This is a genomic window from Pseudomonas sp. NFXW11, from assembly GCF_049887815.1.
Classification (GTDB): Bacteria; Pseudomonadota; Gammaproteobacteria; order Pseudomonadales; family Pseudomonadaceae; genus Aquipseudomonas.
Genome location: NZ_JAGEKI010000022.1, coordinates 44,093 through 64,273, shown reverse-complemented (window position 1 = coordinate 64,273; position 20,181 = coordinate 44,093). Strand labels below are relative to the sequence as shown.

Sequence of the window (20,181 nt, the reverse complement as noted above, 5' to 3'; positions counted from 1 at the left end):
AGTCAGCTGAACAGGCCGCCGCTGTCGGTATCGATCACGATCGACGACAGGCTGATATGCCGCGGTCGGGTCAGGGCGAAGATCACCGCTTCCACTACATCGCGGTTGGTGCCCTGCTCGCCCTTCTGCCGCGCCGGGACCTGCTGCCAGGCCTCGTCCAGCGGCGAGACATCTTCCAGGTACGGCGGGTGCACGCACAGCGAACGCACCGGCGTGCCCTTGAGCATCTGCCGCAGGCCATCGGCCAGGGCCAGTTGCCCATGCTTGGCCGCATAGAACGGCAGCGACACGCTGTGCAGCGGTGCATTGGGCAAGCCGCTGATGGAGCCGATGGTGACGATGTCTGGCTGGCTGGACGCTTTCAGCGTCGGCAGCAGGCCCTGGGTCAGGAGGAAGGTGCCACTGAGGGCGGCGTCGATCACCCCGGTGACTTCGGCGGCGCTGTGGGGCTGCTCGCTGGCCTCCAGCCACATGGCGCCGTTGTTGATCAGGATGTCCACTTGCGGATGGCGTACGTGGATCTCCGCCAGGGCCGCCTTGACGCTGTCGCTGTTGGCCAGGTCCACCAGCACCTGATCGGCCGCGCGACCGGTGCGCACCTCGATGGCCGCGCTGACCTCGGCCAGGGCCTGGCGGTTGCGCCCGCAGAGAATCAGCTTGCAGCCCTGGTCCGCCAGGCTGATGGCCAATGCCGCGCCCAAGCCGCGGCCGGCACCGGTGACCACCACTACCGCCGAACTCAAATCCGTCATTCCTTGCTCCTTGTCCCTGGTTGAATGAAGGCGCGAGTCTATCCCCGGATGCCGGCTCGGGGGTTGGGCAAAGCTTTACCCGATATGTCCCGCGCCCGGGCGAATGGGGTTTAGCCGATCCGTGGAGAAAGCTTTATCATGGCCGCAGTTTTATCCATCGAGTCCGTCATGAAGTTCGCCATTGCCCTGTTCTCTGCCGCCCACGCGCCGTCTTCGCGCCGCGCCCTGCTGTTCGCCCAGGCGGCGCTGGCGGGCGGGCACCAGATTGTCCGGCTGTTTTTCTACCAGGACGGCGTGCATAACGCCGCCAACAGCATCGTCACCCCCCAGGATGAGCAGGACCTGCCCAGTGAGTGGCGCGAGTTCGTCGAGCAGCACCAGCTCGATGGCGTGGTGTGCATCGCTGCGGCCCTGCGCCGGGGCCTGTTGAATGCCGACGAAGCCCAGCGCTACCAGCGCCCGGCGGTGAATGTCGAGGCACCCTGGGAACTCTCCGGGCTCGGCCAGCTGCATGACGCGGTGCAGGCCGCCGACCGCCTGATCTGTTTTGGAGGGGCGTGAAATGGCCAAATCCCTGTTGTTGATCAGCCGCCAGGCGCCCTGGTCCGGCCCCGGTGCTCGCGAGGCCCTGGACATCGTGCTGGCCGGCGGCGCCTTCGACCTGCCCATCGGCCTGCTGTTTCTCGATGACGGCGTGCTGCAACTGGCGCCCGGGCAACAGGCCGCGCTGCTGCGCCAGAAGGACCTGAGCGCCAACCTCAAGGCGCTGGCGCTGTTCGGTGTCGATGAGCTCTTTGCCTGCAGCGCCAGTCTCAACGCCCGCGGCCTCGACCCGGCCGCCTTGAACCTTGAGGATGTACAACTGCTGGACGCCCCGGAGCTGGCCGGGCTTATCGACCGTTTTGACCAGGTGATTACCCTCTGATGTCGACCTTGCATGTGTTGTCCCACTCGCCCTTCACCGACACTCGCCTGAGCAGTTGCCTGCGCCTGCTGGGCAGCGCCGATGGCCTGTTGCTGTGCGGCGATGCCGCCTATGCCCTGCAACCGGGCACAGCCATTTGCAACGAGCTGAGCGGCCGTAGCGGCTTGCACCTGTATGTGCTGGAAGAAGACCTGAAGGCCCGTGGCCTGGCGCTGCCGGCCTGGGCCAGGGCCGTGGATTACCCGGGCTTCGTCGAGCTGTCGATCCAGCATGACAAGGTCAACACCTGGCTATGAGCACCCTGACTCTAGGCGCACGCGCCATCGAACTGGACAAGGACGGCTACCTGGTCAACCTCGACGACTGGTCCGCCGAGGTGGCGCAAAGCCTGGCGGCGGCGGAGGAGCTTGAGCTGACCCCGGAGCACTGGGAAATCCTCACACTGCTGCAGGGTTTCTACGAGGAATTCCAGCTGTCCCCGGCCACCCGTCCGCTGATCAAGTACACCGCCCTCAAGCTGGGGCCGGAAAAAGGCAACAGCCTGCACCTCAACCGCCTGTTCAAGGGCACTCCCGCGAAACTGGCCGCCAAGCTGGCGGGCCTGCCGAGGCCAACCAATTGTCTATGAACGAAATCGCCCCCCTGCTGACCCAGACCCCGGACGAGCACCCCTTCGCCCAGTTCGTGCGGATTCTTGGCAAGGGCAAGCGCGGCGCGCGCAACCTGACCCGGGAAGAAGCCCGCCAGGCCATGGGCATGCTGCTGGACGAACAGGTCGAGGACACCCAGCTCGGCGCCTTCCTCATGCTGCTGCGGCACAAGGAGGAAAGCGCGGAAGAGCTGGCGGGCTTTACCACGGCCTTGCGCGAACGCCTGGACGCCCCGCCGATTGCCCTGGACCTGGACTGGCCGACCTACGCCGGCAAGAAGCGCCACCTGCCCTGGTACCTGCTGGCGGCCAAGTGCCTGGCGCAGAACGGCGTGCGCATCTTGCTCCACGGTGGCGGCGCGCACACCGCCGGGCGCCTGTACAGCGAACAGTTGCTGGAGCCCCTGGGGATTCCCCTGTGCCGTGACTGGCAGGCAGTGAGCCAGGCGCTGGACCAGGGCAACCTGGCCTTTATCCCGCTGGGGGACTGGGCACCGCAACTGCAACGGATGATCGACCTGCGCAATATCCTCGGCCTGCGCTCGCCCATCCATTCCCTGGCGCGCCTGCTCAACCCACTGGGCGCCCGTTGCGGCCTGCAGAGCATCTTCCACCCTGGCTACCAGGCGGTGCACCGCGATGCCAGCGGCTTGCTGGGGGACAACGTGATAGTGATCAAGGGCGATGGCGGCGAGATCGAGATCAACCCGGACACCACCAGCCACCTGTATGGCACCAGCGGTGGCGTCAGCTGGGATGAAGAATGGCCGGCGCTGTCGGCGCAGCGCCATGTGAAACCCGCCAGCCTGGAACCCGAGCACCTCAAGGCCCTGTGGCGCGGCGAAGTCGAGGACAGTTACCCACAACTGGCGCTGCTGGCGACCATGGCCCTGGCCTTGCGTGGCCTGGGCACGCCTCGGGAGCAGGCTTTCGAACTGGCGCAGCAGTATTGGGAGGCCCGGGATAGATCGATCTGATCGATACTGGCAGCCGAGTTTTTGCGCTTTTTGTTCGAACCCACAGGAATAGACTGCACCCCAACGCACATTAGCCGAGGAGCATTCCATGGGCCTGTTGGTCGAAGGACGCTGGCATGACCAGTGGTACGAAAGCAGCAAGAACGGCGCCTTCCAGCGAGAGCAGGCGCAACGACGCAATTGGGTGACCGTCGATGGCCGGCCCGGCCCCAGTGGCGAAGGTGGTTTTGCCGCCGAGGCCGGGCGCTATCATCTGTACGTGTCCCTGGCCTGCCCCTGGGCTCATCGCACCTTGATCATGCGCAAGCTCAAGGGCCTGGAAAGCCTGATCGAGGTGTCGGTGGTCAGTTGGCTGATGCGCGAGAACGGCTGGACCTTCGACCGCGGGTTCGGCTCCAGTGGCGATGCCCTGGACGCCTTCGATTTCATGCACCAACGCTACACCGCCGACAACGCCCACTACAGCGGTCGCGTCACCGTGCCGGTGCTGTGGGACAAGCAACAGCAGCGCATCGTCAGCAATGAGTCGGCGGAGATCATCCGCATGTTCAACAGCGCCTTCGACGGCCTGACCGGCAATAGCCTGGATTTCTATCCGCAGCCCCTGCGCAGCGAGATCGACGCCCTCAACGAGCGCATCTATCCGGCAGTGAACAATGGCGTGTACCGCGCCGGGTTTGCCACTTCACAACAGGCTTATGAATCAGCCTTCGATGATGTCTTTGCCGAACTGGATGGCCTGGAGCAACACCTGGGCCAGCAGCGCTACCTGGCCGACGAGTACCTCACCGAAGCCGATGTGCGCCTGTTCACCACCCTGATCCGTTTCGATGCGGTGTACTACAGCCACTTCAAGTGCAACCTGCGGCGGATAGCCGATTACCCGAACCTGTCGAACTGGCTGCGGGAGCTGTACCAGTGGCCGGGCATTGCCGACACCGTGGATTTTACCCATATCAAGGGGCACTACTACGCCAGCCACAGCACCATCAATCCCACGGGGATAGTGCCCAAGGGGCCATTGCAGGATTTCAGCCGCGGCCATGATCGGCAGCGCTTGAGCGGGCTGGGGGTGTGGCGCAGGGATTGAGGGCGCTTGCGCTGGCAAGCGGAACGCCGCCCGGCCAGCTCCTACATCAATGCTGTAGGAGCTGGCTTGCCAGCGAAGCCTTTCAGACGTCTGGCTGGGCGCCTTCGAACCAGGCCAGCTTGTCCCGCAGCTGCACCACTTCACCCACTATCACCAGGGTCGGGGCATGCACTTCATGCTCCGCCACCAGTTGCGGCAGGTTGCCCAGGGTGCCGGTGAACACCCGCTGGTTGCTGGTGGTGCCCTGTTGCACCAGCGCCGCCGGGGTGTCGGCGCTGCGCCCGTGCTGGATCAACTGCTCGCAGATGGTCGGCAAGCCCACCAGGCCCATGTAGAACACCAGGGTCTGCGCCGGCGCCACCAGGTCGCTCCAGGGCAGGTTGCTGGTGCCGTCCTTGAGGTGCCCGGTGACGAAGCGCACCGACTGGGCATAGTCGCGGTGGGTCAGGGGAATCCCGGCGTAGGCCGAACAGCCGCTGGCCGCGGTGATCCCCGGCACCACCTGGAAAGGGATGCCGTGGGCCGCCAGTTCTTCGATCTCTTCGCCGCCGCGACCGAAGATAAACGGGTCGCCGCCCTTGAGCCGCACCACGCGCTTGCCTTGCTGGGCCAGGGTCACCAGTTGCTGGTTGATCTGTTCCTGAGGCACGGCATGATCGGCGCGGCGCTTGCCGACGTAGATGCGCTCGGCATCACGACGGCACAGCTCGAGAATCGCCGGTGCTACCAGGCGGTCGTAGAGCACCACGTCGGCCTGTTGCATCAGGCGCAGGGCACGGAAGGTCAGCAGGTCCGGATCGCCCGGGCCAGCCCCCACCAGATACACCTCACCGGTGGCCGCGGCCACTTGCCCGTCGACCTTGGCTTGCAGCAGGCGCTCGGCTTCAGCGCCCTGCCCGGCCAGTTGGCGGTCGGCGATCGGGCCCTGGAACACGTCTTCCCAGAACGCCCGACGCTGCTGGACGTTGGGCAACATTTGCTTCACCTGAGTGCGAAAACGCGCGGCCAAGCCGGCCAGCTGCCCATAGGTGGCGGGAATCCAGGTTTCCAGCTTGGCCCGGATCAGCCGCGCCAGCACCGGCGCATCGCCGCCGCTGGACACTGCAATGATCAGTGGCGAACGGTCGACGATGGCCGGGAAGATCACGCTGCACAGGGCTGGCGCGTCCACCACATTCACCGGCACGCAGCGCCGATGGGCATCGGCGGACACCTGGGCATTCAGGGATTCGTCGTCGGTGGCGGCAATGATCAGGCTGCAGCCATCGAGGTCGGCCTCAAGATAGCCGCGCCGCAGGGCCTCACCGCCGCTGGCGACGATCAGTTCCTGCAACTGCGCTTCTATTTCGGGTGCAACCACTCGCAGCTGCGCACCGGCATCGGCCAGCAGCCGGGACTTGCGCAAGGCAATCTCCCCGCCGCCAACCACCAACACACGACTGCCGCGAAGCTTGTGAAACAGCGGCAGATATTCCATTTAGCCGATGACCTCGACGCCGCCCATGTAAGGCTTGAGCACCTCTGGCACACGGATCGAACCGTCGGCCTGCTGGTAGTTCTCCAGCACTGCCACCAGGGTGCGGCCCACGGCCAGGCCGGAACCGTTGAGGGTGTGCACCAGCTCCGGCTTGCCGGTTTCCGGGTTGCGGAAACGCGCCTGCATGCGGCGCGCCTGGAAGTCGCCACAGTTGGAGCACGAGGAGATCTCGCGGTACTTGTCCTGGCTCGGCACCCAGACTTCCAGGTCGTAGGTTTTGACCGCGCTGAAGCCCATGTCGCCGGTGCACAGCGCCAGTACGCGATACGGCAGTTGCAGCAGTTGCAGGACCTTCTCGGCGTTGGCGGTGAGGCCTTCCAGGGCTTCCATGGAGGTGGAAGGCTCGACCACCTGGACCATCTCGACCTTGTCGAACTGGTGCTGGCGGATCATGCCGCGGGTGTCGCGGCCCGAGGCGCCGGCTTCACTGCGGAAGCACGGGGTGTGGGCAACGAACTTCAGCGGCAGTTGCTTCGGATCGAGGATCTCGCCGGCGACGATGTTGGTCAGGGACACTTCGGCGGTGGGGATCAGGTACAGATCGGCTTCGCCTTCGCGGGTGATCTTGAACAGGTCTTCCTCGAACTTCGGCAACTGGCTGGTGCCCATCAGCGCCGGTGCCTGCACCAGGTACGGGGTGTAGGCCTCTTCGTAGCCGTGCTCGGCGGTGTGCAGGTTGATCATGAACTGCGCCAGGGCGCGGTGCAGACGAGCGATAGGCCCGCGCAGCAGGGCGAAACGTGCGCCAGACAGCTTGGCCGCGGTTTCAAAGTCCAGCCAGCCGTGGGTTTCGCCCAGGGCCACGTGGTCCTTGATCGGGAAATCGAAGGCCGTCGGGGTGCCCCAGCGGCGCACTTCGACGTTGCCCTCTTCGTCTTCGCCCACCGGCACCGACTCGTGGGGCAGGTTGGGAATGCCGTGCAGGATCGAGTCCAGTTCGCTCTGGATGGTTTCCAATTCAGCCTTGCCGGAGCTCAGCTCGTTCCCCATGCGCTCGACGTCGGCCATCAGCGGGGCGATGTCTTCACCACGCTGCTTGGCCTGACCGATGGACTTGGAGCGCGCGTTACGTTCGGCCTGCAGTTGCTCGGTGCGGGTCTGCACGGTCTTGCGCTGTTCTTCCAGCGCCTCGATGCGTGCCACATCCAGGGCAAAGCCGCGGGATGCCAGACGATCCGCTACGTCCTGAAGGTTGCTACGTAACAGTTTGGAATCGAGCATGTCGTTCTCTCGTTTATCAAAGTTTGGTCAGGGACAGGCCAGCCCAGGTGGCAAGCAGCCCGCCGAATACACTCAGTGCCGCGTAGCCCAGGGCCAGCGCCACTTGTCCGCTTTCCAGCAGACGCACGGTATCCAGTGAAAAGGATGAAAAAGTTGTCAGGCCACCGAGGAAGCCGACGATCAATCCGGCACGCACTTCGATCGGCACTTCCGGGCGAATCAGGAACAGCCCGTACAATACGCCGATCAGCAGGCAGCCGACGATATTAACGGCCAGCGTCGCGGTATAGAAGTGCCGCGGCCAATTGGCGTTGATCCAGTTGCCGCTGGCAAAGCGCAACAGGGTGCCGGCCACACCACCAGCAGAGACTGCAAGGATCAACGGGATCACGGTTTTCTCCGCTGCAGGGGGCTGGCCCGGTCGAGGGCCGCGAGGTGCTTGAGCTTCTCGCCGATCTTCAGTTCCAGGCCGCGGGGCACTGGCTGGTAGAGGGGCAAGGGCTCGAGTTCTTCGGGGAAATAGTCTTCACCGGCAGCGTAGGCGTCCGGTTCATCGTGGGCGTAGCGGTACTCATCACCGTAACCCAGCTGCTTCATCAGCTTGGTCGGGGCATTGCGTAGGTGGATCGGCACTTCCAGCGAACCGTGCTCGGCGGCGGCGCGCATGGCGGCCTTGAAGCCCATGTACACGGCGTTGCTTTTCGGCGCGCAGGCCAGGTAGGTGATGGCCTGGGCCACCGCCAGCTCGCCTTCGGGGCTGCCCAGGCGCTCCTGCACATCCCAGGCCGCCAGGCACAGGCTCAGGGCCCGAGGGTCGGCGTTGCCGATATCCTCGCTGGCCATGCGCACCACGCGCCGCGCCAGGTACAGCGGGTCGCAGCCGCCGTCGAGCATGCGCGCGAACCAGTACAGGGCGCCGTCGGGGTTGGAGCCGCGCACGGATTTGTGCAACGCGGAAATCTGGTCGTAGAACGCCTCGCCGCCCTTGTCGAAACGCCGTCGGGTATCCCCCAGCAGGCTTTGCAGCAGCTCGACGCCGATCTCGCCGCCGTCTTCGGCCAGGTCCGAGGCGTTTTCCAGCAGGTTGAGCAGGCGCCGGCCATCGCCATCGGCGGCGGACAGCAGCATCTGCAAACCTTCGTCACTAAGGCTCAGCTGGCGCTTGCCCAGGCCGCGTTCCTCGTTCAGGGCACGCTGCACCAGCTCGCCCAGGGCTGCATCGTCCAGGCTCTTGAGCACATAGACCCGGGCCCGGGAGAGCAAGGCGTTGTTGAGTTCGAAGGACGGGTTTTCCGTGGTGGCACCGATAAAGATCAGGGTGCCGTCTTCCACGTAAGGCAGGAAGGCATCCTGCTGCGACTTGTTGAAGCGATGCACTTCGTCGACGAAGAGGATGGTGCGCCGGCCATATTGCCCGGCCTGCTGCTTGGCGATTTCCACCGCCTGGCGGATCTCCTTGACCCCGGCCAACACCGCCGAGACGGTTTCGAAGTGGGCATCCGAAACTTCCGCTAAGAGCCGCGCCAGGGTGGTCTTGCCGACCCCGGGCGGGCCCCAGAAGATCATCGAATGCAGAGCGCCCTGCTCCAGGGCCTCGCGCAGCGGCTTGCCCCGGGCCAGCAGGTGCTGCTGGCCGACGTACTCGTCCAGGTTGGCGGCACGCAGGCGTGCGGCCAGGGGCTGGGCGATCGGGGCACTACGAAACAGGTCCATGGACTACCTTCGAAACCTCGCGGTTGCGGCTGCTTACTCTTGGATCACATCGGCACCCTTGGGGATGTCGAACTTGAACTTGGACGCCGGGATCGACTCGTTGGCCTTGACCCCGGTGAACAGGATATTGGTGCGCTGGCCGACGCTGTCGATCAGTTGCATGTCGTTGATCATGCCGTTGCGGAACGACAGGCGCAGGCTGTCGAACAGGGTGTCCTTGGTTTTCGGCTTGAGGGTGAAGTCCACCACGCCGCCGGTTTCCTTGGACACGATGTCGAAGCTTTCGCTGATTTTCGACACGTCGCCGGACAGCAGCAGGGCCGGAGTCTGGGTCAGGCGCTGGTCGAGCTTCTTGATGGTCACCTGCTCCAGGTCCGGGTCCCACAGCGAGACTTTCTGGCCGTCGGAGACCATCAGCTGCTCTTGCGGTGCATCGGTGTGCCAGTAGAACAGGCCGGGACGCTGCAGGGACATCTCACCGGCAGTTTCCTGCAACTGGGTGCCGCTGCCGTCGAGGGTCAGCTGGGAGAACCGCGCGTTCAGGGTCTGGGACTTTTCCAGCAACTGGGTCAGGCGCGCCACGTCTTTCGGGTCGGCGTGGGCCGACAGGGTGGTAACGGCCAGTACCGGCAGCAGCAACATGCGAATCAGGCGCATGGAATTCCTCATAGAGTGGATGGGTGTACGAGCGGCGTGGTTTCACGCCGCTGAAAGCAAAACAGGGATCAGTCGCGGGCCGGGCTCGGTGCCAGCACTTCACGGGAGCCGTTGGTGTTCATGGCCGTCACCACCCCGGCCATTTCCATGGCCTCGATCATCCGCGCGGCGCGGTTGTAGCCGATCTTCAGCTTGCGCTGCACCGCCGAGATCGAGGCGCGGCGGCTTTCCAGCACGAACTGCACGGCTTCGTCGTAGAGCGCGTCGGCTTCCGGGTCATCGCCATCGCCACCGCCGCCGCCACCGTTCTCGAAGCCGCTGCCGGCCTCTTCGACACCGTTGAGGATGTCGTCGTTGTATTCCGGTGCGCCACGCAGCTTCCAGGCTTCCACCACCCGGTGCACTTCATCGTCGGAGACGAAGGCGCCGTGAACGCGGATCGGCAGGCTGGTGCCCGGCGGCATGTAGAGCATGTCACCGTGGCCCAGCAGTTGCTCGGCGCCACCCTGGTCGATGATGGTGCGCGAGTCGATCTTGCTCGACACCTGGAACGCCATGCGGGTCGGGATGTTGGCCTTGATCAGGCCGGTGATCACGTCCACCGACGGACGCTGGGTGGCAAGGATCAGGTGGATACCGGCGGCCCGGGCCTTCTGCGCGATACGCGCGATCAGCTCTTCGACCTTCTTGCCGACGATCATCATCATGTCGGCGAATTCGTCCACCACCACCACGATGGTCGGCAGCTTGGTCAGCAATGGCGCTTCATCGTGGATGCTTTCGCGGTTGTACAGCGGGTCGGCCAGGGGCTCGCCAGCGTCGATGGCTTCCTTGACCTTGGCGTTGAAGCCGGACAGGTTGCGCACGCCCATCTTGGCCATCAGCTTGTAGCGCCGCTCCATCTCCGCCACGCTCCAGCGCAGGGCGTTGGCGGCGTCCTTCATATCGGTGACCACTGGGCACAGCAGGTGCGGAATGCCTTCGTAGATCGACAGTTCGAGCATCTTCGGGTCGATCATGATCAGCTTGGCGTCTTCCGGGCCGGACTTGAACAGGATCGACAGGATCATCGCGTTGACCCCCACCGACTTACCGGAACCGGTGGTACCGGCCACCAGCAGGTGGGGCATTTTCGCCAGGTCGGTGATGATCGGCTTGCCGCCGATGTCGTGGCCCAGGGCCAGGGTGACCGGGGATTTGAAGTTGTCGTATTCCGGGGTCGAAAGCACTTCGGAGAAGCGCACGATCTGCCGGTCTTCGTTGGGAATCTCGATGCCCACGGTGGTCTTGCCGGGAATCACTTCCACTACGCGCACGCTGGTCACGGCCAGGGAGCGGGCCAGGTCCTTGGCCAGGTTGGCGATACGGCTGACCTTGACCCCGGCCGCCGGCTGGATTTCGTAGCGGGTGATCACCGGGCCGGGGTGGATCGAGTCCACCGCCACTTCAACGCCGAATTCCTTGAGCTTGATCTCCAGCAGGTGGCCGACCGCCGCCAGGGATTCGGGGGAATAGTTGAGCTGCTTCTTTTCCGCCGGATCGAGGATCGAGATCGGCGGCAAGGTGCCTTCCACGGCGCTGTCGACGAACAGCGGCACCTGCTTCTCTTTCTGCACGCGCTTGCTCGGTTCCGGCGCCTTGGCGGCCACCGGCGGAGTGATCACCGGCGGCACCTGTTTCTCACGCTCGGACATGTGCTTGCTCAGGGCCTGTTCGCGCTCGATCAGGCGCTCCTTGACCTTGGCCTGCTCGCGCTTGTCAGCCACGTTCGGGGTGACCACTTCATCGACCCGGGCATCCACCTCGCGCAGTTGCGCCACCAGCTGCTTGCGCTCCACGCGAGCGTCCCACCAGCGGTTGGCGGCGCCCTGGAACAGTTCGAACAGGTCGAGGGTGATCTTGCCGGTGAGGTCCATCACCTTGAACCAGGACAGGTCGGTGAACACCGTCAGGCCAAACAGGAACAGGGCAATGAACATCAGGGTGCTGCCCTGTACGTTCAGGGCATTCTTGGCCAGGTCGCCGAGGCTTTCGCCCAGGGCACCACCGGCACCGGCCGGCAGGCCCGTGGCGGCATGGAAATGGATGTGCGCCAGCGCGGCGCCGGACAGCACCAGGAACACCAGGCCGATCAGCCGCCAGGAAAACAGCCAGCCGCTCCACTGCCAGGGCTCGTGGCGCTGGCGGAAAATCTGGTAGGTCTTGATCGCCAGCAGCAGTGGGAAGATATAGGCGAAGTAACCCAGCACCATGAACAGGATATCGGCGCTGTAAGAGCCAGCCGGCCCACCGAAGTTCTGCACGTCCTCGATCTTGCTGTTATGGCTCCAACCCGGATCGTCTTTACCGTAGGTCAGAAGCGCCATCATCAAGAACAGGCACAGGGCGCCAATGGCAATCAATGCACCTTCCTTGAGTCGGTAGTGCAATTGTTGACGCCAGAGTGGCACAACGGGTTTGGATGCTGCGGTGGATTTCTTCAAAACGCGTCTTTCCTGCGCCTAGGGCGCGCCCAACGGGTGATTGACAAACAAATACTGCTCAAACAGAGCAGGTAAATAACCTTGACTGGCGTAACTGGGGCTACTTTTAACACTCTGCCCCTTGCTTCTGAAACAGGGCAACTGCGAACAACTTTGTTACAACGACGCATTGTACGGATTTGTTCGCACCATGCCAGGTCGCAACAGCCGTTCAAGCATAGCCAACGGCGTAATACGCGCGGCGCAATTGGAGCATGCATTGTCTTTTGTGACAAAGGCTTATGAGGTGTTTCCATGAACCAAACAAAGCATTCACGCCTGATCATCCTGGGCTCAGGCCCTGCCGGTTACAGTGCGGCTGTTTATGCGGCCCGAGCCAACCTCAAACCGACCCTTATCACCGGCCTGCAAGCCGGCGGTCAACTGACCACCACCATCGAAGTGGACAACTGGCCCGGCGATGTCGAAGGCCTGACCGGCCCGGTATTGATGGAGCGCATGCAGAAACACGCCGAACGCTTCGACACCCAGGTCGTCTATGACCACATTCATACCGCACAGTTGCAGCAACGCCCGTTTATCCTGGTGGGCGACAGCGGCACCTACAGCTGCGACGCCCTGATCATTGCCACTGGTGCCTCGGCGCAGTACCTGGGCCTGCCCTCGGAAGAGGCCTTTGCCGGCAAGGGGGTATCGGCCTGCGCCACCTGCGACGGCTTCTTCTATCGCAATCAGGTGGTGGCGGTGATTGGCGGCGGCAATACCGCAGTGGAGGAAGCCCTGTACCTGTCGAACATTGCCCGGGAAGTGCACCTGGTGCATCGCCGCGACAAGCTGCGGGCGGAGAAGATCCTTCAGGACAAGCTGTTCGACAAGGCTGCCAACGGCAATATTCGCCTGCACTGGAACCAGCATCTGGATGAGGTGCTGGGGGATGCCAGCGGCGTGACCGGCGCCCGACTGCGGGACAGTTTGAGTGGCAAAACCCGGGAACTGGAGCTATCAGGGGTCTTTATCGCCATCGGTCACAAGCCCAACACCGACCTGTTCCAGGGACAATTGCCGATGCGCAACGGCTACCTGCTGATCAAGGGCGGCAGCGAGGGCGATGCCACGGCCACCGGCATCCAGGGGGTGTTCGCTGCCGGCGATGTGGCCGATCACGTCTATCGCCAGGCCATCACTTCCGCGGGCGCCGGCTGCATGGCGGCCCTGGACGCGGAAAAATTCCTCGACGACCACTAAGCCCTCGCCCTAGGCTAATGGCGGGCCATGATCGGCTCGCCACCGCCCTCCCCTGCCGCAAGTCTGGATGCCATGCTGACCTGGTTACAACGCAACAACCTTGTTTTTCCACCGTTGGAAAAAGCCATGCGCGAGCCCAATGGGTTACTCGCCGCGGGCGGCGACTTGTCCGCCGAGCGCCTGGTCCAGGCCTATCGCCACGGCTGCTTCCCCTGGTATTCCGAAGGCCAGCCGATTCTCTGGTGGTCTCCGGACCCGCGCACGGTGCTCTTGCCCGAGGAGCTTCATGTGTCCCGCAGCTTGGGCAAATTGTTGCGCAAGCAGCGTTACCAGGTGACCTTCGACCAGGATTTTGCCGCCGTGATCAGTGCCTGCGCCGCGCCGCGGGCCTATGCCGACGGTACCTGGATCAGCGAGGCCATGCAGCGCGCCTATCTGGAACTGCACCGCCGCGGTCATGCGCATTCGGTGGAAGTCTGGGATCAGGGCGAACTGGTGGGCGGCCTCTACGGCCTGGCCATGGGGCAGCTGTTTTTCGGCGAGTCGATGTTCAGCCGCGCCGACAATGCCTCGAAAGTCGGTTTTGCCACCCTGGTGCAGCACCTCAGGGAATGGGGGGTCGTGCTAATCGACTGCCAGATGCCCACCGAGCATCTGCATAGCCTGGGCGCCTGCTCGATTTCACGGGCGCAGTTTGCCGACTACCTCAAGCAGCACCTGGACCAGCCAAGCCGCGCCATATGGGTTTCCTAGGCGGGTTTGACGGCAGTGGCTTACACTTAATTTCAAAGCTTATCCCGAGGGTTGACTCATGACCGAGTTGGCGCGCCTGAAGTTTTATGCCACTCAACCCCACTCTTGCAGCTACCTGCCCGGCGAACAGGCGACCACCCTGTTTCTCGATCCCAGCCAGCCCATGGATGTGCACGTCTATGCGGATCTGTCGGAAATGGGCTTTCGTCGCAGCGGCGATCATCTGTACCGCCCGCACTGCCAGAACTGCAACGCCTGCGTGCCGGCGCGCATTCCGGCGGCGCAATTTCTGCCCAATCGCCAGCAGAAACGCATCCTCAAGCGCAACAGCGACCTGAGCGTGCAGGCGGTGAAACCGGTTTTCAGTGAAGAATATTTCGACCTGTACCAGCGCTATATCGAGCAGCGCCATGCCGATGGCGATATGTTTCCGCCCAGCCGCGACCAGTTCTCCACCTTTCTGGTGCGCGACCTGCCGTTCTCGCGCTTCTACGAGTTTCGACTGGCCGGTCGCTTGCTGGCCGTTGCAGTCACCGACCTGCTGCCCAATGGCCTGTCGGCGGTGTACACCTTCTATGAACCCGACGAAGAGCGTCGCAGCCTGGGGCGTTACGCAATCCTCTGGCAGATTGGCGAAACCCTGCGCCAGGGCCTGGACGCGGTCTACCTCGGCTACTGGATCAAGAACTGCAAAAAAATGAACTACAAGACCCAATATCGCCCCATCGAGCTGCTGATTAACCAGAGATGGGTGCTCCTGAACTAGAAGCCCTTGGCTTGAACCCCACTTTTCGGGCACAATGCACGCCGCTTTTGCCTGGCGCAGTTGCACCGGGCCATTTAATTGGATACCGAGGGCTTTACTGCATGTCGAAAGAAGACAGCTTCGAAATGGAAGGCACTGTCGTCGACACCCTGCCCAACACCATGTTTCGCGTGGAGTTGGAAAATGGGCACGTCGTAACCGCGCACATCTCCGGCAAGATGCGCAAGAACTACATTCGTATTCTTACCGGTGACAAAGTGCGCGTCGAGCTGACGCCCTATGACTTGAGCAAAGGGCGCATCACTTACCGCGCTCGCTAAGCAAGTCAATACAAGACGCCCGGTTATGCCGGGCGTTTTTGTTCGTCTGGAGAAAACCTGTAGGAGCTGGCTTGCCAGCGAAGGCGTCCGCAAGAGCAATGCAAGACTGGAGGGCCTCTTCGCCGGCAAGCCGGCTCCTACAATTTCGCCCATTGCGCATGCAGACAAATCCTAGATAGCACAAAGGCACCCTCCGGTGCCTTTGGCGGTACTGCTGCGTTACGCGGCCATCAAGCCATTTCCGCCGTGGTCTCGAAATCGAAGGTCAACTCGCCATCCTTGATGTCGATGTGCACCACACCGCCATGGTCGGACAATTCGCCAAACAGGATTTCCTCGGCCAGGGGACGCTTGATCTTGTCCTGGATCAGGCGCGCCATCGGACGGGCGCCCATGGTCACGTCGTAACCACCGGCGGCCAGCCAGCTGCGTGCGGCATCGGTCACTTCCAGCTGCACGCGCTTGTCTTCCAACTGCGCCTGAAGCTCGGTAAGGAACTTGTCCACCACGCTCTTGATCACTTCGTGGCTCAGGCGACCGAACTGGATAATGGTGTCCAGGCGGTTGCGGAACTCCGGCGTGAAGCTCTTCTTGATCACTTCCATGGCATCGGAAGAGTGATCCTGATGAGTGAAGCCGATGGAGGCACGCGCCGCGGTTTCGGCACCGGCGTTGGTGGTCATGATGACGATCACATTGCGGAAATCCGCCTTGCGCCCGTTGTTGTCGGTCAGGGTGCCGTGGTCCATCACCTGCAGCAGCAGGTTGAAGACTTCCGGGTGGGCCTTCTCGATTTCATCGAGCAGCAACACGCAGTGCGGCTGCTTGGTGATGGCTTCGGTCAGCAAGCCGCCCTGGTCGAAACCGACATAACCGGGAGGCGCACCGATCAGCCGCGAAACGGTGTGCCGCTCCATGTACTCGGACATGTCGAAGCGCACCAGCTCGATCCCCATGGCCTTGGCCAGCTGACGCGCCGCCTCGGTCTTGCCGACACCGGTAGGACCGGCGAACAGGAAGGAACCGACGGGTTTATCCGGCGACTTCAGCCCGGCACGGGACAGCTTGATGGCGGTGGACAGCGAATCGATCGCCGCATCCTGGCCAAACACGGTCAACTTGAGGTCGCGCTCAAGGTTGCGCAGCAGCTCTTTATCGGAGCTGGTGACATGCTTTGGCGGAATCCGGGCGATTTTCGCCACGATATCCTCGACCTGGGCCACTTCGATGCGCTTCACGCGCTTGTCGGCCGGCTGCAGGCGCTGGAAGGCGCCCGCCTCGTCGATGACATCGATGGCCTTGTCCGGCATATGCCGGTCATTGATGTAGCGCGAGGCCAGTTCGGCTGCGGCGCGCAGGGCTTCATCGCTGTATTCGATGCTGTGATGCTGCTCGAAACGCCCCTTGAGCCCCCGCAGGATGCCGATGGTGTCTTCCACCGAAGGCTCGGACACATCGACCTTCTGGAAGCGCCGAGCCAGGGCCCGATCCTTCTCGAAGATGCCGCGAAATTCCTGAAAGGTGGTGGAACCGATGCAACGGATATCACCCGAAGACAGCAGCGGCTTGAGCAGATTCGAGGCGTCCATCACCCCACCGGATGCCGCACCGGCACCAATGATGGTATGGATTTCGTCGATGAACAGGATCGCCTGCGGACGCTTCTTCAGCTCGCCGAGCAGCGCCTTGAAGCGCTTCTCGAAGTCGCCGCGGTACTTGGTACCGGCCAGCAACGCGCCGAGATCCAGGGAATAGACCACGCTGTTGGTCAGCAGGTCCGGCACCTGGTTATCGACAATGCGCTTGGCCAGGCCTTCGGCGATCGCTGTCTTGCCGACGCCCGCCTCACCCACCAGCAACGGGTTGTTCTTGCGTCGACGAGCGAGGATCTGTGCGACGCGCTCGACCTCCTGCTCGCGACCTACCAGCGGGTCAATGCGCCCCTGGCGGGCCAGTTCATTGAGGTTGCTGGCATAGGCATCCAGGGGATTGCCCGAAGAAGAGGGCTCGCCACCCTCCTCGTCCTGCATTTCCTGTTCGCCTTCGGAATGATCGCCATGGCCCGGCACCTTGGAGATGCCATGGGCGATGTAGTTGACCACGTCGATACGGGCAACGCTCTGCTGTTTCAGCAGAAACACCGCCTGGCTCTCTTGCTCACTGAAAATCGCCACCAGCACATTGGCGCCGGTGACTTCGCGCTTGCCCGAGCTCTGTACATGAAAGACAGCACGTTGCAGCACACGCTGGAAGCCCAGGGTTGGCTGGGTTTCGCGATCTTCGTCATGGACCGGGATCAATGGCGTGGTGGAGTCGATGAACTCCTGCAGGTCGTGCTTGAGTTTGTCGAGGTTTGCTCCGCAGGCACGTAGAACGGTGGCGGCGGCCTCATTATCCAAAAGAGCCAGCAGAAGGTGTTCGACGGTCATGAACTCATGACGCTTCGAACGGGCCTCCTTGAAGGCGAGATTGAGGGTGACTTCGAGCTCGCGGTTTAACATAGCTTCACCTCATACCCAAGTGGTCGGCGTTAACCGTCCTTCTCGATTTCACAGAGTAGCGGATGCTGGCTTTCCCGGGCGTACTGGTTGACCTGCATGGCCTTGGTCTCGGCGATGTCGCGGGTAAACAATCCACACACTGCCCGCCCCTCGGTATGGACGGCCAGCATGACCTTGGTCGCCAGCTCGCGATTCAGGTTAAAAAACATCTCGAGCACTTCGACGACGAAATCCATCGGGGTGTAGTCATCATTGAACAAAACCACCTTGTACATCGGCGGCGCCTGCAGTGCGGGCTTGGCCTCCTGTACTGCCAAGCCAGCGGAATCGTCGTCGTGCAAGTCCGGGCGATCCTGATTGAATGTTAGTCGAATCTGGCTGATTGCATGCATGGAAAGAAAGGTTCGTCAGTTGTGCAAATACAGTGTTTGGGGCGCCCTGGAGCGTTTTCAATACCGACTGCCGGGTCACCTTGACTATCGGCAAAACGGTGTTACAACCAATAGGGCCCACATTGGGTAATAAACGTCCGCGGCGTCAATCTTTTTACCAAGTTTGGCGGCGGATGAACTGGATGATACTCCAGTGATGGAGTCTGTTGCAGAGGGATATGAGTATGGCTAGCGGTAAGGTCAAGTGGTTCAACAACGCCAAGGGCTATGGCTTTATTAATGAGGAGGGCAAGACTGATGATCTGTTTGCCCATTACTCGGCCATCGATATGGATGGCTACAAGACCTTGAAAGCCGGACAGGCTGTGAGCTTCGAGATCATCCAAGGCCCCAAGGGCCTGCATGCGATCAAAATCAGTGCCCTGAAGGCGCCCGGAGAAATCATCAGCACCGAGGCCCAGGCTGAAAGCGCACTGAACTGATTCACACCAACATCCAGTCATAAAAAAACCGGCCGATTCAAGGGATTGAATCGGCCGGTTTGCTTTGCCGCGCTAGCGCTTACATATGCGAGATCAGCGCATCGCCGAATGCCGACGAAGACAGCAGGGTCGCGCCATCCATCAGGCGCTCGAAGTCATAGGTCACGGTCTTGGCCGAGATCGCGCCGTTGGTGCCCTTGATGATCAGGTCGGCCGCTTCGGTCCAGCCCATGTGGCGCAGCATCATCTCGGCAGAGAGAATCAGCGAGCCTGGGTTGACCTGGTCCTTGCCGGCGTACTTCGGCGCAGTACCGTGGGTAGCTTCGAACATGGCCACGGTGTCGGACAGGTTGGCGCCCGGAGCAATGCCGATACCACCCACTTCCGCCGCCAGGGCGTCGGACAGGTAGTCACCGTTGAGGTTGAGGGTGGCGATCACATCGTATTCCGCCGGGCGCAGCAGGATCTGCTGGAGCATGGCGTCGGCGATGGCGTCCTTGACGATGACGTTCTTGCCGGTTTTCGGGTTCTTGAACTGCATCCAAGGACCACCGTCCAGCAGGGTTGCGCCGAACTCTTCGGCCGCCACTTCGTAGGCCCATTCCTTGAAGGCACCTTCGGTGAACTTCATGATGTTGCCTTTGTGCACGATGGTCAGCGAGTCGCGGTCGTTATCCACTACATATTGCAGCGCCTTGCGCGCCAGACGCTTGGTGCCCTGCAGGGAAACCGGCTTGACGCCGATGCCGCAGTTCTCGTCGAAACGGATCTTGGTGACACCCATCTCTTCTTTAAGGAACTTGATGACCTTGGTGGCTTCTGCCGAACCGGCTTTCCACTCGATGCCGGCGTAGATGTCCTCGGAGTTCTCGCGGAAGATGGTCATGTCCACATCGCCAGGCTTCTTCACCGGGCTGGGCACGCCTTCGAACCAGCGCACCGGGCGCAGGCACACATACAGGTCGAGTTGCTGACGCAGGGCCACGTTCAGGGAACGGATGCCGCCACCGACCGGAGTGGTCAGCGGGCCCTTGATGGAAACCACGTAATCCTTCACTGCGTCCAGGGTTTCCTGGGGCAGCCAGGTGTCCTGGTCGTACACTTGAGTCGCTTTTTCCCCGGCATACACTTCCATCCAGGAAATCTTGCGTTCGCCGCCGTAAGCCTTCTTAACCGCAGCATCGACAACCTTGATCATGACCGGGCTGATATCAACACCAATACCGTCGCCTTCGATGAAAGGAATAATCGGGTTGTTAGGAACATTGAGAGAATGGTCTGCATTGACGGTGATTTTGTCGCCGACTGCTGGAACCTGAATCTTCTTGTATCCCATGCTGAACTCCGTTGTGTGGATTGAACATCTGGCTGCGTTCGAGCGTAACCCAGTTGAATCTGGACGGGAACCTCATGTTCCACCCAAAGTCCCTGTAAGCCGCACACTTGGCGGCCTACAAGCCTGAATGCAAAGGGAAAAACGCCAAACTCGAGCACCTTTGGCGACTCTACGCCCCACCCTCGCCTGCGACCTTTAGACCAATGGACGAGAACGGCCTTCCATGAAGCATCGGCGTTTTGCTAGCTACCTATGTATAATGCCGCCGCTGACCACAGAGTCACGACGGCCGAACCGCTCTGCTACCGACATTACAAGCCGAGAATGGCCGCCCAAAGCCGGGTTGTTACCGCAGCCCACCCGCTTGACGCTCGACTGATGC

General features: G+C 62.3%; 21 protein-coding genes. 11 read left to right on the top strand and 10 right to left on the bottom strand.

The annotated features are described in order from the left end of the window. Positions 1 to 2 precede the first annotated feature (2 nt). A complete protein-coding gene (locus J4P02_RS26765) occupies positions 3 to 752 on the bottom strand; it encodes an SDR family oxidoreductase (RefSeq protein WP_426196019.1) in 750 nt (249 codons plus the stop codon). A gap of 168 nt (positions 753 to 920) precedes the next feature. On the opposite strand from J4P02_RS26765, the gene tusD reads away from it, so the two are divergent. The 6 genes from tusD (at position 921) to J4P02_RS26735 (ending at position 4,393) form a co-directional block, all read left to right on the top strand. Then, positions 921 to 1,313 (top strand): sulfurtransferase complex subunit TusD, encoded by a 393-nt coding sequence (gene tusD / locus J4P02_RS26760; RefSeq protein ID WP_426196017.1) that lies wholly within the window; start codon positions 921 to 923, stop codon positions 1,311 to 1,313. 1 nt (position 1,314) lies between these two features. Then, complete coding sequence (tusC, locus tag J4P02_RS26755) at positions 1,315 to 1,677, top strand: sulfurtransferase complex subunit TusC (protein WP_426196015.1); 363 nt, start codon at positions 1,315 to 1,317, stop codon at positions 1,675 to 1,677. Continuing rightward, on the top strand, positions 1,677 to 1,973 hold the full coding sequence (gene tusB, locus J4P02_RS26750; RefSeq protein ID WP_426196013.1) for a sulfurtransferase complex subunit TusB: 297 nt from the start codon (positions 1,677 to 1,679) through the stop codon (positions 1,971 to 1,973). Before tusC ends, tusB begins: the two co-directional genes overlap by 1 nt. Further along, the gene (locus J4P02_RS26745) at positions 1,970 to 2,305 is read left to right on the top strand and encodes a TusE/DsrC/DsvC family sulfur relay protein (protein WP_426196011.1); all 336 of its coding nucleotides are present in this window, start codon (positions 1,970 to 1,972) and stop codon (positions 2,303 to 2,305) included. The genes tusB and J4P02_RS26745 overlap by 4 nt, the downstream gene beginning before the upstream one ends. Continuing rightward, complete coding sequence (locus J4P02_RS26740) at positions 2,302 to 3,303, top strand: glycosyl transferase family protein (RefSeq protein WP_426196009.1); 1,002 nt, start codon at positions 2,302 to 2,304, stop codon at positions 3,301 to 3,303. The genes J4P02_RS26745 and J4P02_RS26740 overlap by 4 nt, the downstream gene beginning before the upstream one ends. A gap of 88 nt (positions 3,304 to 3,391) precedes the next feature. Continuing rightward, the gene (locus J4P02_RS26735) at positions 3,392 to 4,393 is read left to right on the top strand and encodes a glutathione S-transferase family protein (protein ID WP_426196007.1); all 1,002 of its coding nucleotides are present in this window, start codon (positions 3,392 to 3,394) and stop codon (positions 4,391 to 4,393) included. Positions 4,394 to 4,475: 82 nt separating this feature from the next. Here the strand turns inward: J4P02_RS26735 and cysG are convergent, their stop codons facing one another. The 6 genes from cysG to J4P02_RS26705 form a co-directional block, all read right to left on the bottom strand. Then, positions 4,476 to 5,870 (bottom strand): siroheme synthase CysG, encoded by a 1,395-nt coding sequence (gene cysG / locus J4P02_RS26730; protein WP_426196005.1) that lies wholly within the window; start codon positions 5,868 to 5,870, stop codon positions 4,476 to 4,478. Next, positions 5,871 to 7,151: a serine--tRNA ligase gene (serS, locus tag J4P02_RS26725; protein ID WP_426196003.1), complete on the bottom strand. Its 1,281-nt coding sequence runs from the start codon at positions 7,149 to 7,151 to the stop codon at positions 5,871 to 5,873. A 16-nt stretch (positions 7,152 to 7,167) separates the two neighbouring features. Beyond that, entirely contained in the window at positions 7,168 to 7,542 is a 375-nt protein-coding gene (gene crcB / locus J4P02_RS26720) for a fluoride efflux transporter CrcB (RefSeq protein WP_426196001.1), read from the bottom strand. Then, positions 7,539 to 8,864 (bottom strand): replication-associated recombination protein A, encoded by a 1,326-nt coding sequence (locus tag J4P02_RS26715; RefSeq protein WP_426195999.1) that lies wholly within the window; start codon positions 8,862 to 8,864, stop codon positions 7,539 to 7,541. The genes crcB and J4P02_RS26715 overlap by 4 nt, the downstream gene beginning before the upstream one ends. 33 nt (positions 8,865 to 8,897) lie before the next feature. Continuing rightward, positions 8,898 to 9,521 (bottom strand): outer membrane lipoprotein chaperone LolA, encoded by a 624-nt coding sequence (gene lolA / locus J4P02_RS26710; protein WP_426195997.1) that lies wholly within the window; start codon positions 9,519 to 9,521, stop codon positions 8,898 to 8,900. A 68-nt stretch (positions 9,522 to 9,589) separates the two neighbouring features. Next, the gene (locus J4P02_RS26705; RefSeq protein ID WP_426195995.1) at positions 9,590 to 12,004 is read right to left on the bottom strand and encodes a DNA translocase FtsK; all 2,415 of its coding nucleotides are present in this window, start codon (positions 12,002 to 12,004) and stop codon (positions 9,590 to 9,592) included. A 294-nt stretch (positions 12,005 to 12,298) separates the two neighbouring features. Between J4P02_RS26705 and trxB the strand changes: the two genes are divergently transcribed. The 4 genes from trxB (at position 12,299) to infA (ending at position 15,088) form a co-directional block, all read left to right on the top strand. After that, positions 12,299 to 13,249, top strand: coding sequence for a thioredoxin-disulfide reductase (gene trxB, locus J4P02_RS26700; protein WP_426195993.1), 951 nt, complete (start codon positions 12,299 to 12,301; stop codon positions 13,247 to 13,249). A 72-nt stretch (positions 13,250 to 13,321) separates the two neighbouring features. Continuing rightward, the gene (gene aat / locus J4P02_RS26695) at positions 13,322 to 14,002 is read left to right on the top strand and encodes a leucyl/phenylalanyl-tRNA--protein transferase (protein WP_426195991.1); all 681 of its coding nucleotides are present in this window, start codon (positions 13,322 to 13,324) and stop codon (positions 14,000 to 14,002) included. A 58-nt stretch (positions 14,003 to 14,060) separates the two neighbouring features. Next, positions 14,061 to 14,768, top strand: coding sequence for an arginyltransferase (locus J4P02_RS26690; protein ID WP_426195989.1), 708 nt, complete (start codon positions 14,061 to 14,063; stop codon positions 14,766 to 14,768). A 101-nt stretch (positions 14,769 to 14,869) separates the two neighbouring features. Then, the gene (gene infA, locus J4P02_RS26685; RefSeq protein WP_002553999.1) at positions 14,870 to 15,088 is read left to right on the top strand and encodes a translation initiation factor IF-1; all 219 of its coding nucleotides are present in this window, start codon (positions 14,870 to 14,872) and stop codon (positions 15,086 to 15,088) included. A 230-nt stretch (positions 15,089 to 15,318) separates the two neighbouring features. Here infA and clpA read toward each other — a convergent pair whose 3' ends face one another. Then, complete coding sequence (gene clpA, locus J4P02_RS26680) at positions 15,319 to 17,589, bottom strand: ATP-dependent Clp protease ATP-binding subunit ClpA (RefSeq protein ID WP_426195987.1); 2,271 nt, start codon at positions 17,587 to 17,589, stop codon at positions 15,319 to 15,321. Positions 17,590 to 17,618: 29 nt separating this feature from the next. After that, on the bottom strand, positions 17,619 to 17,981 hold the full coding sequence (gene clpS, locus J4P02_RS26675) for an ATP-dependent Clp protease adapter ClpS (protein ID WP_011062173.1): 363 nt from the start codon (positions 17,979 to 17,981) through the stop codon (positions 17,619 to 17,621). A gap of 224 nt (positions 17,982 to 18,205) precedes the next feature. Here clpS and cspD point away from each other — a divergent pair, with 224 nt between their 5' ends. Continuing rightward, positions 18,206 to 18,463: a cold shock domain-containing protein CspD gene (gene cspD / locus J4P02_RS26670; protein ID WP_426195984.1), complete on the top strand. Its 258-nt coding sequence runs from the start codon at positions 18,206 to 18,208 to the stop codon at positions 18,461 to 18,463. Between the two features lie 79 nt (positions 18,464 to 18,542). On the opposite strand, the gene icd is transcribed toward cspD, so the two are convergent. Next, positions 18,543 to 19,799, bottom strand: a complete 1,257-nt coding sequence (gene icd, locus J4P02_RS26665) for an NADP-dependent isocitrate dehydrogenase (protein ID WP_011062175.1) — start codon at positions 19,797 to 19,799, stop codon at positions 18,543 to 18,545. Positions 19,800 to 20,181 lie beyond the last annotated feature (382 nt).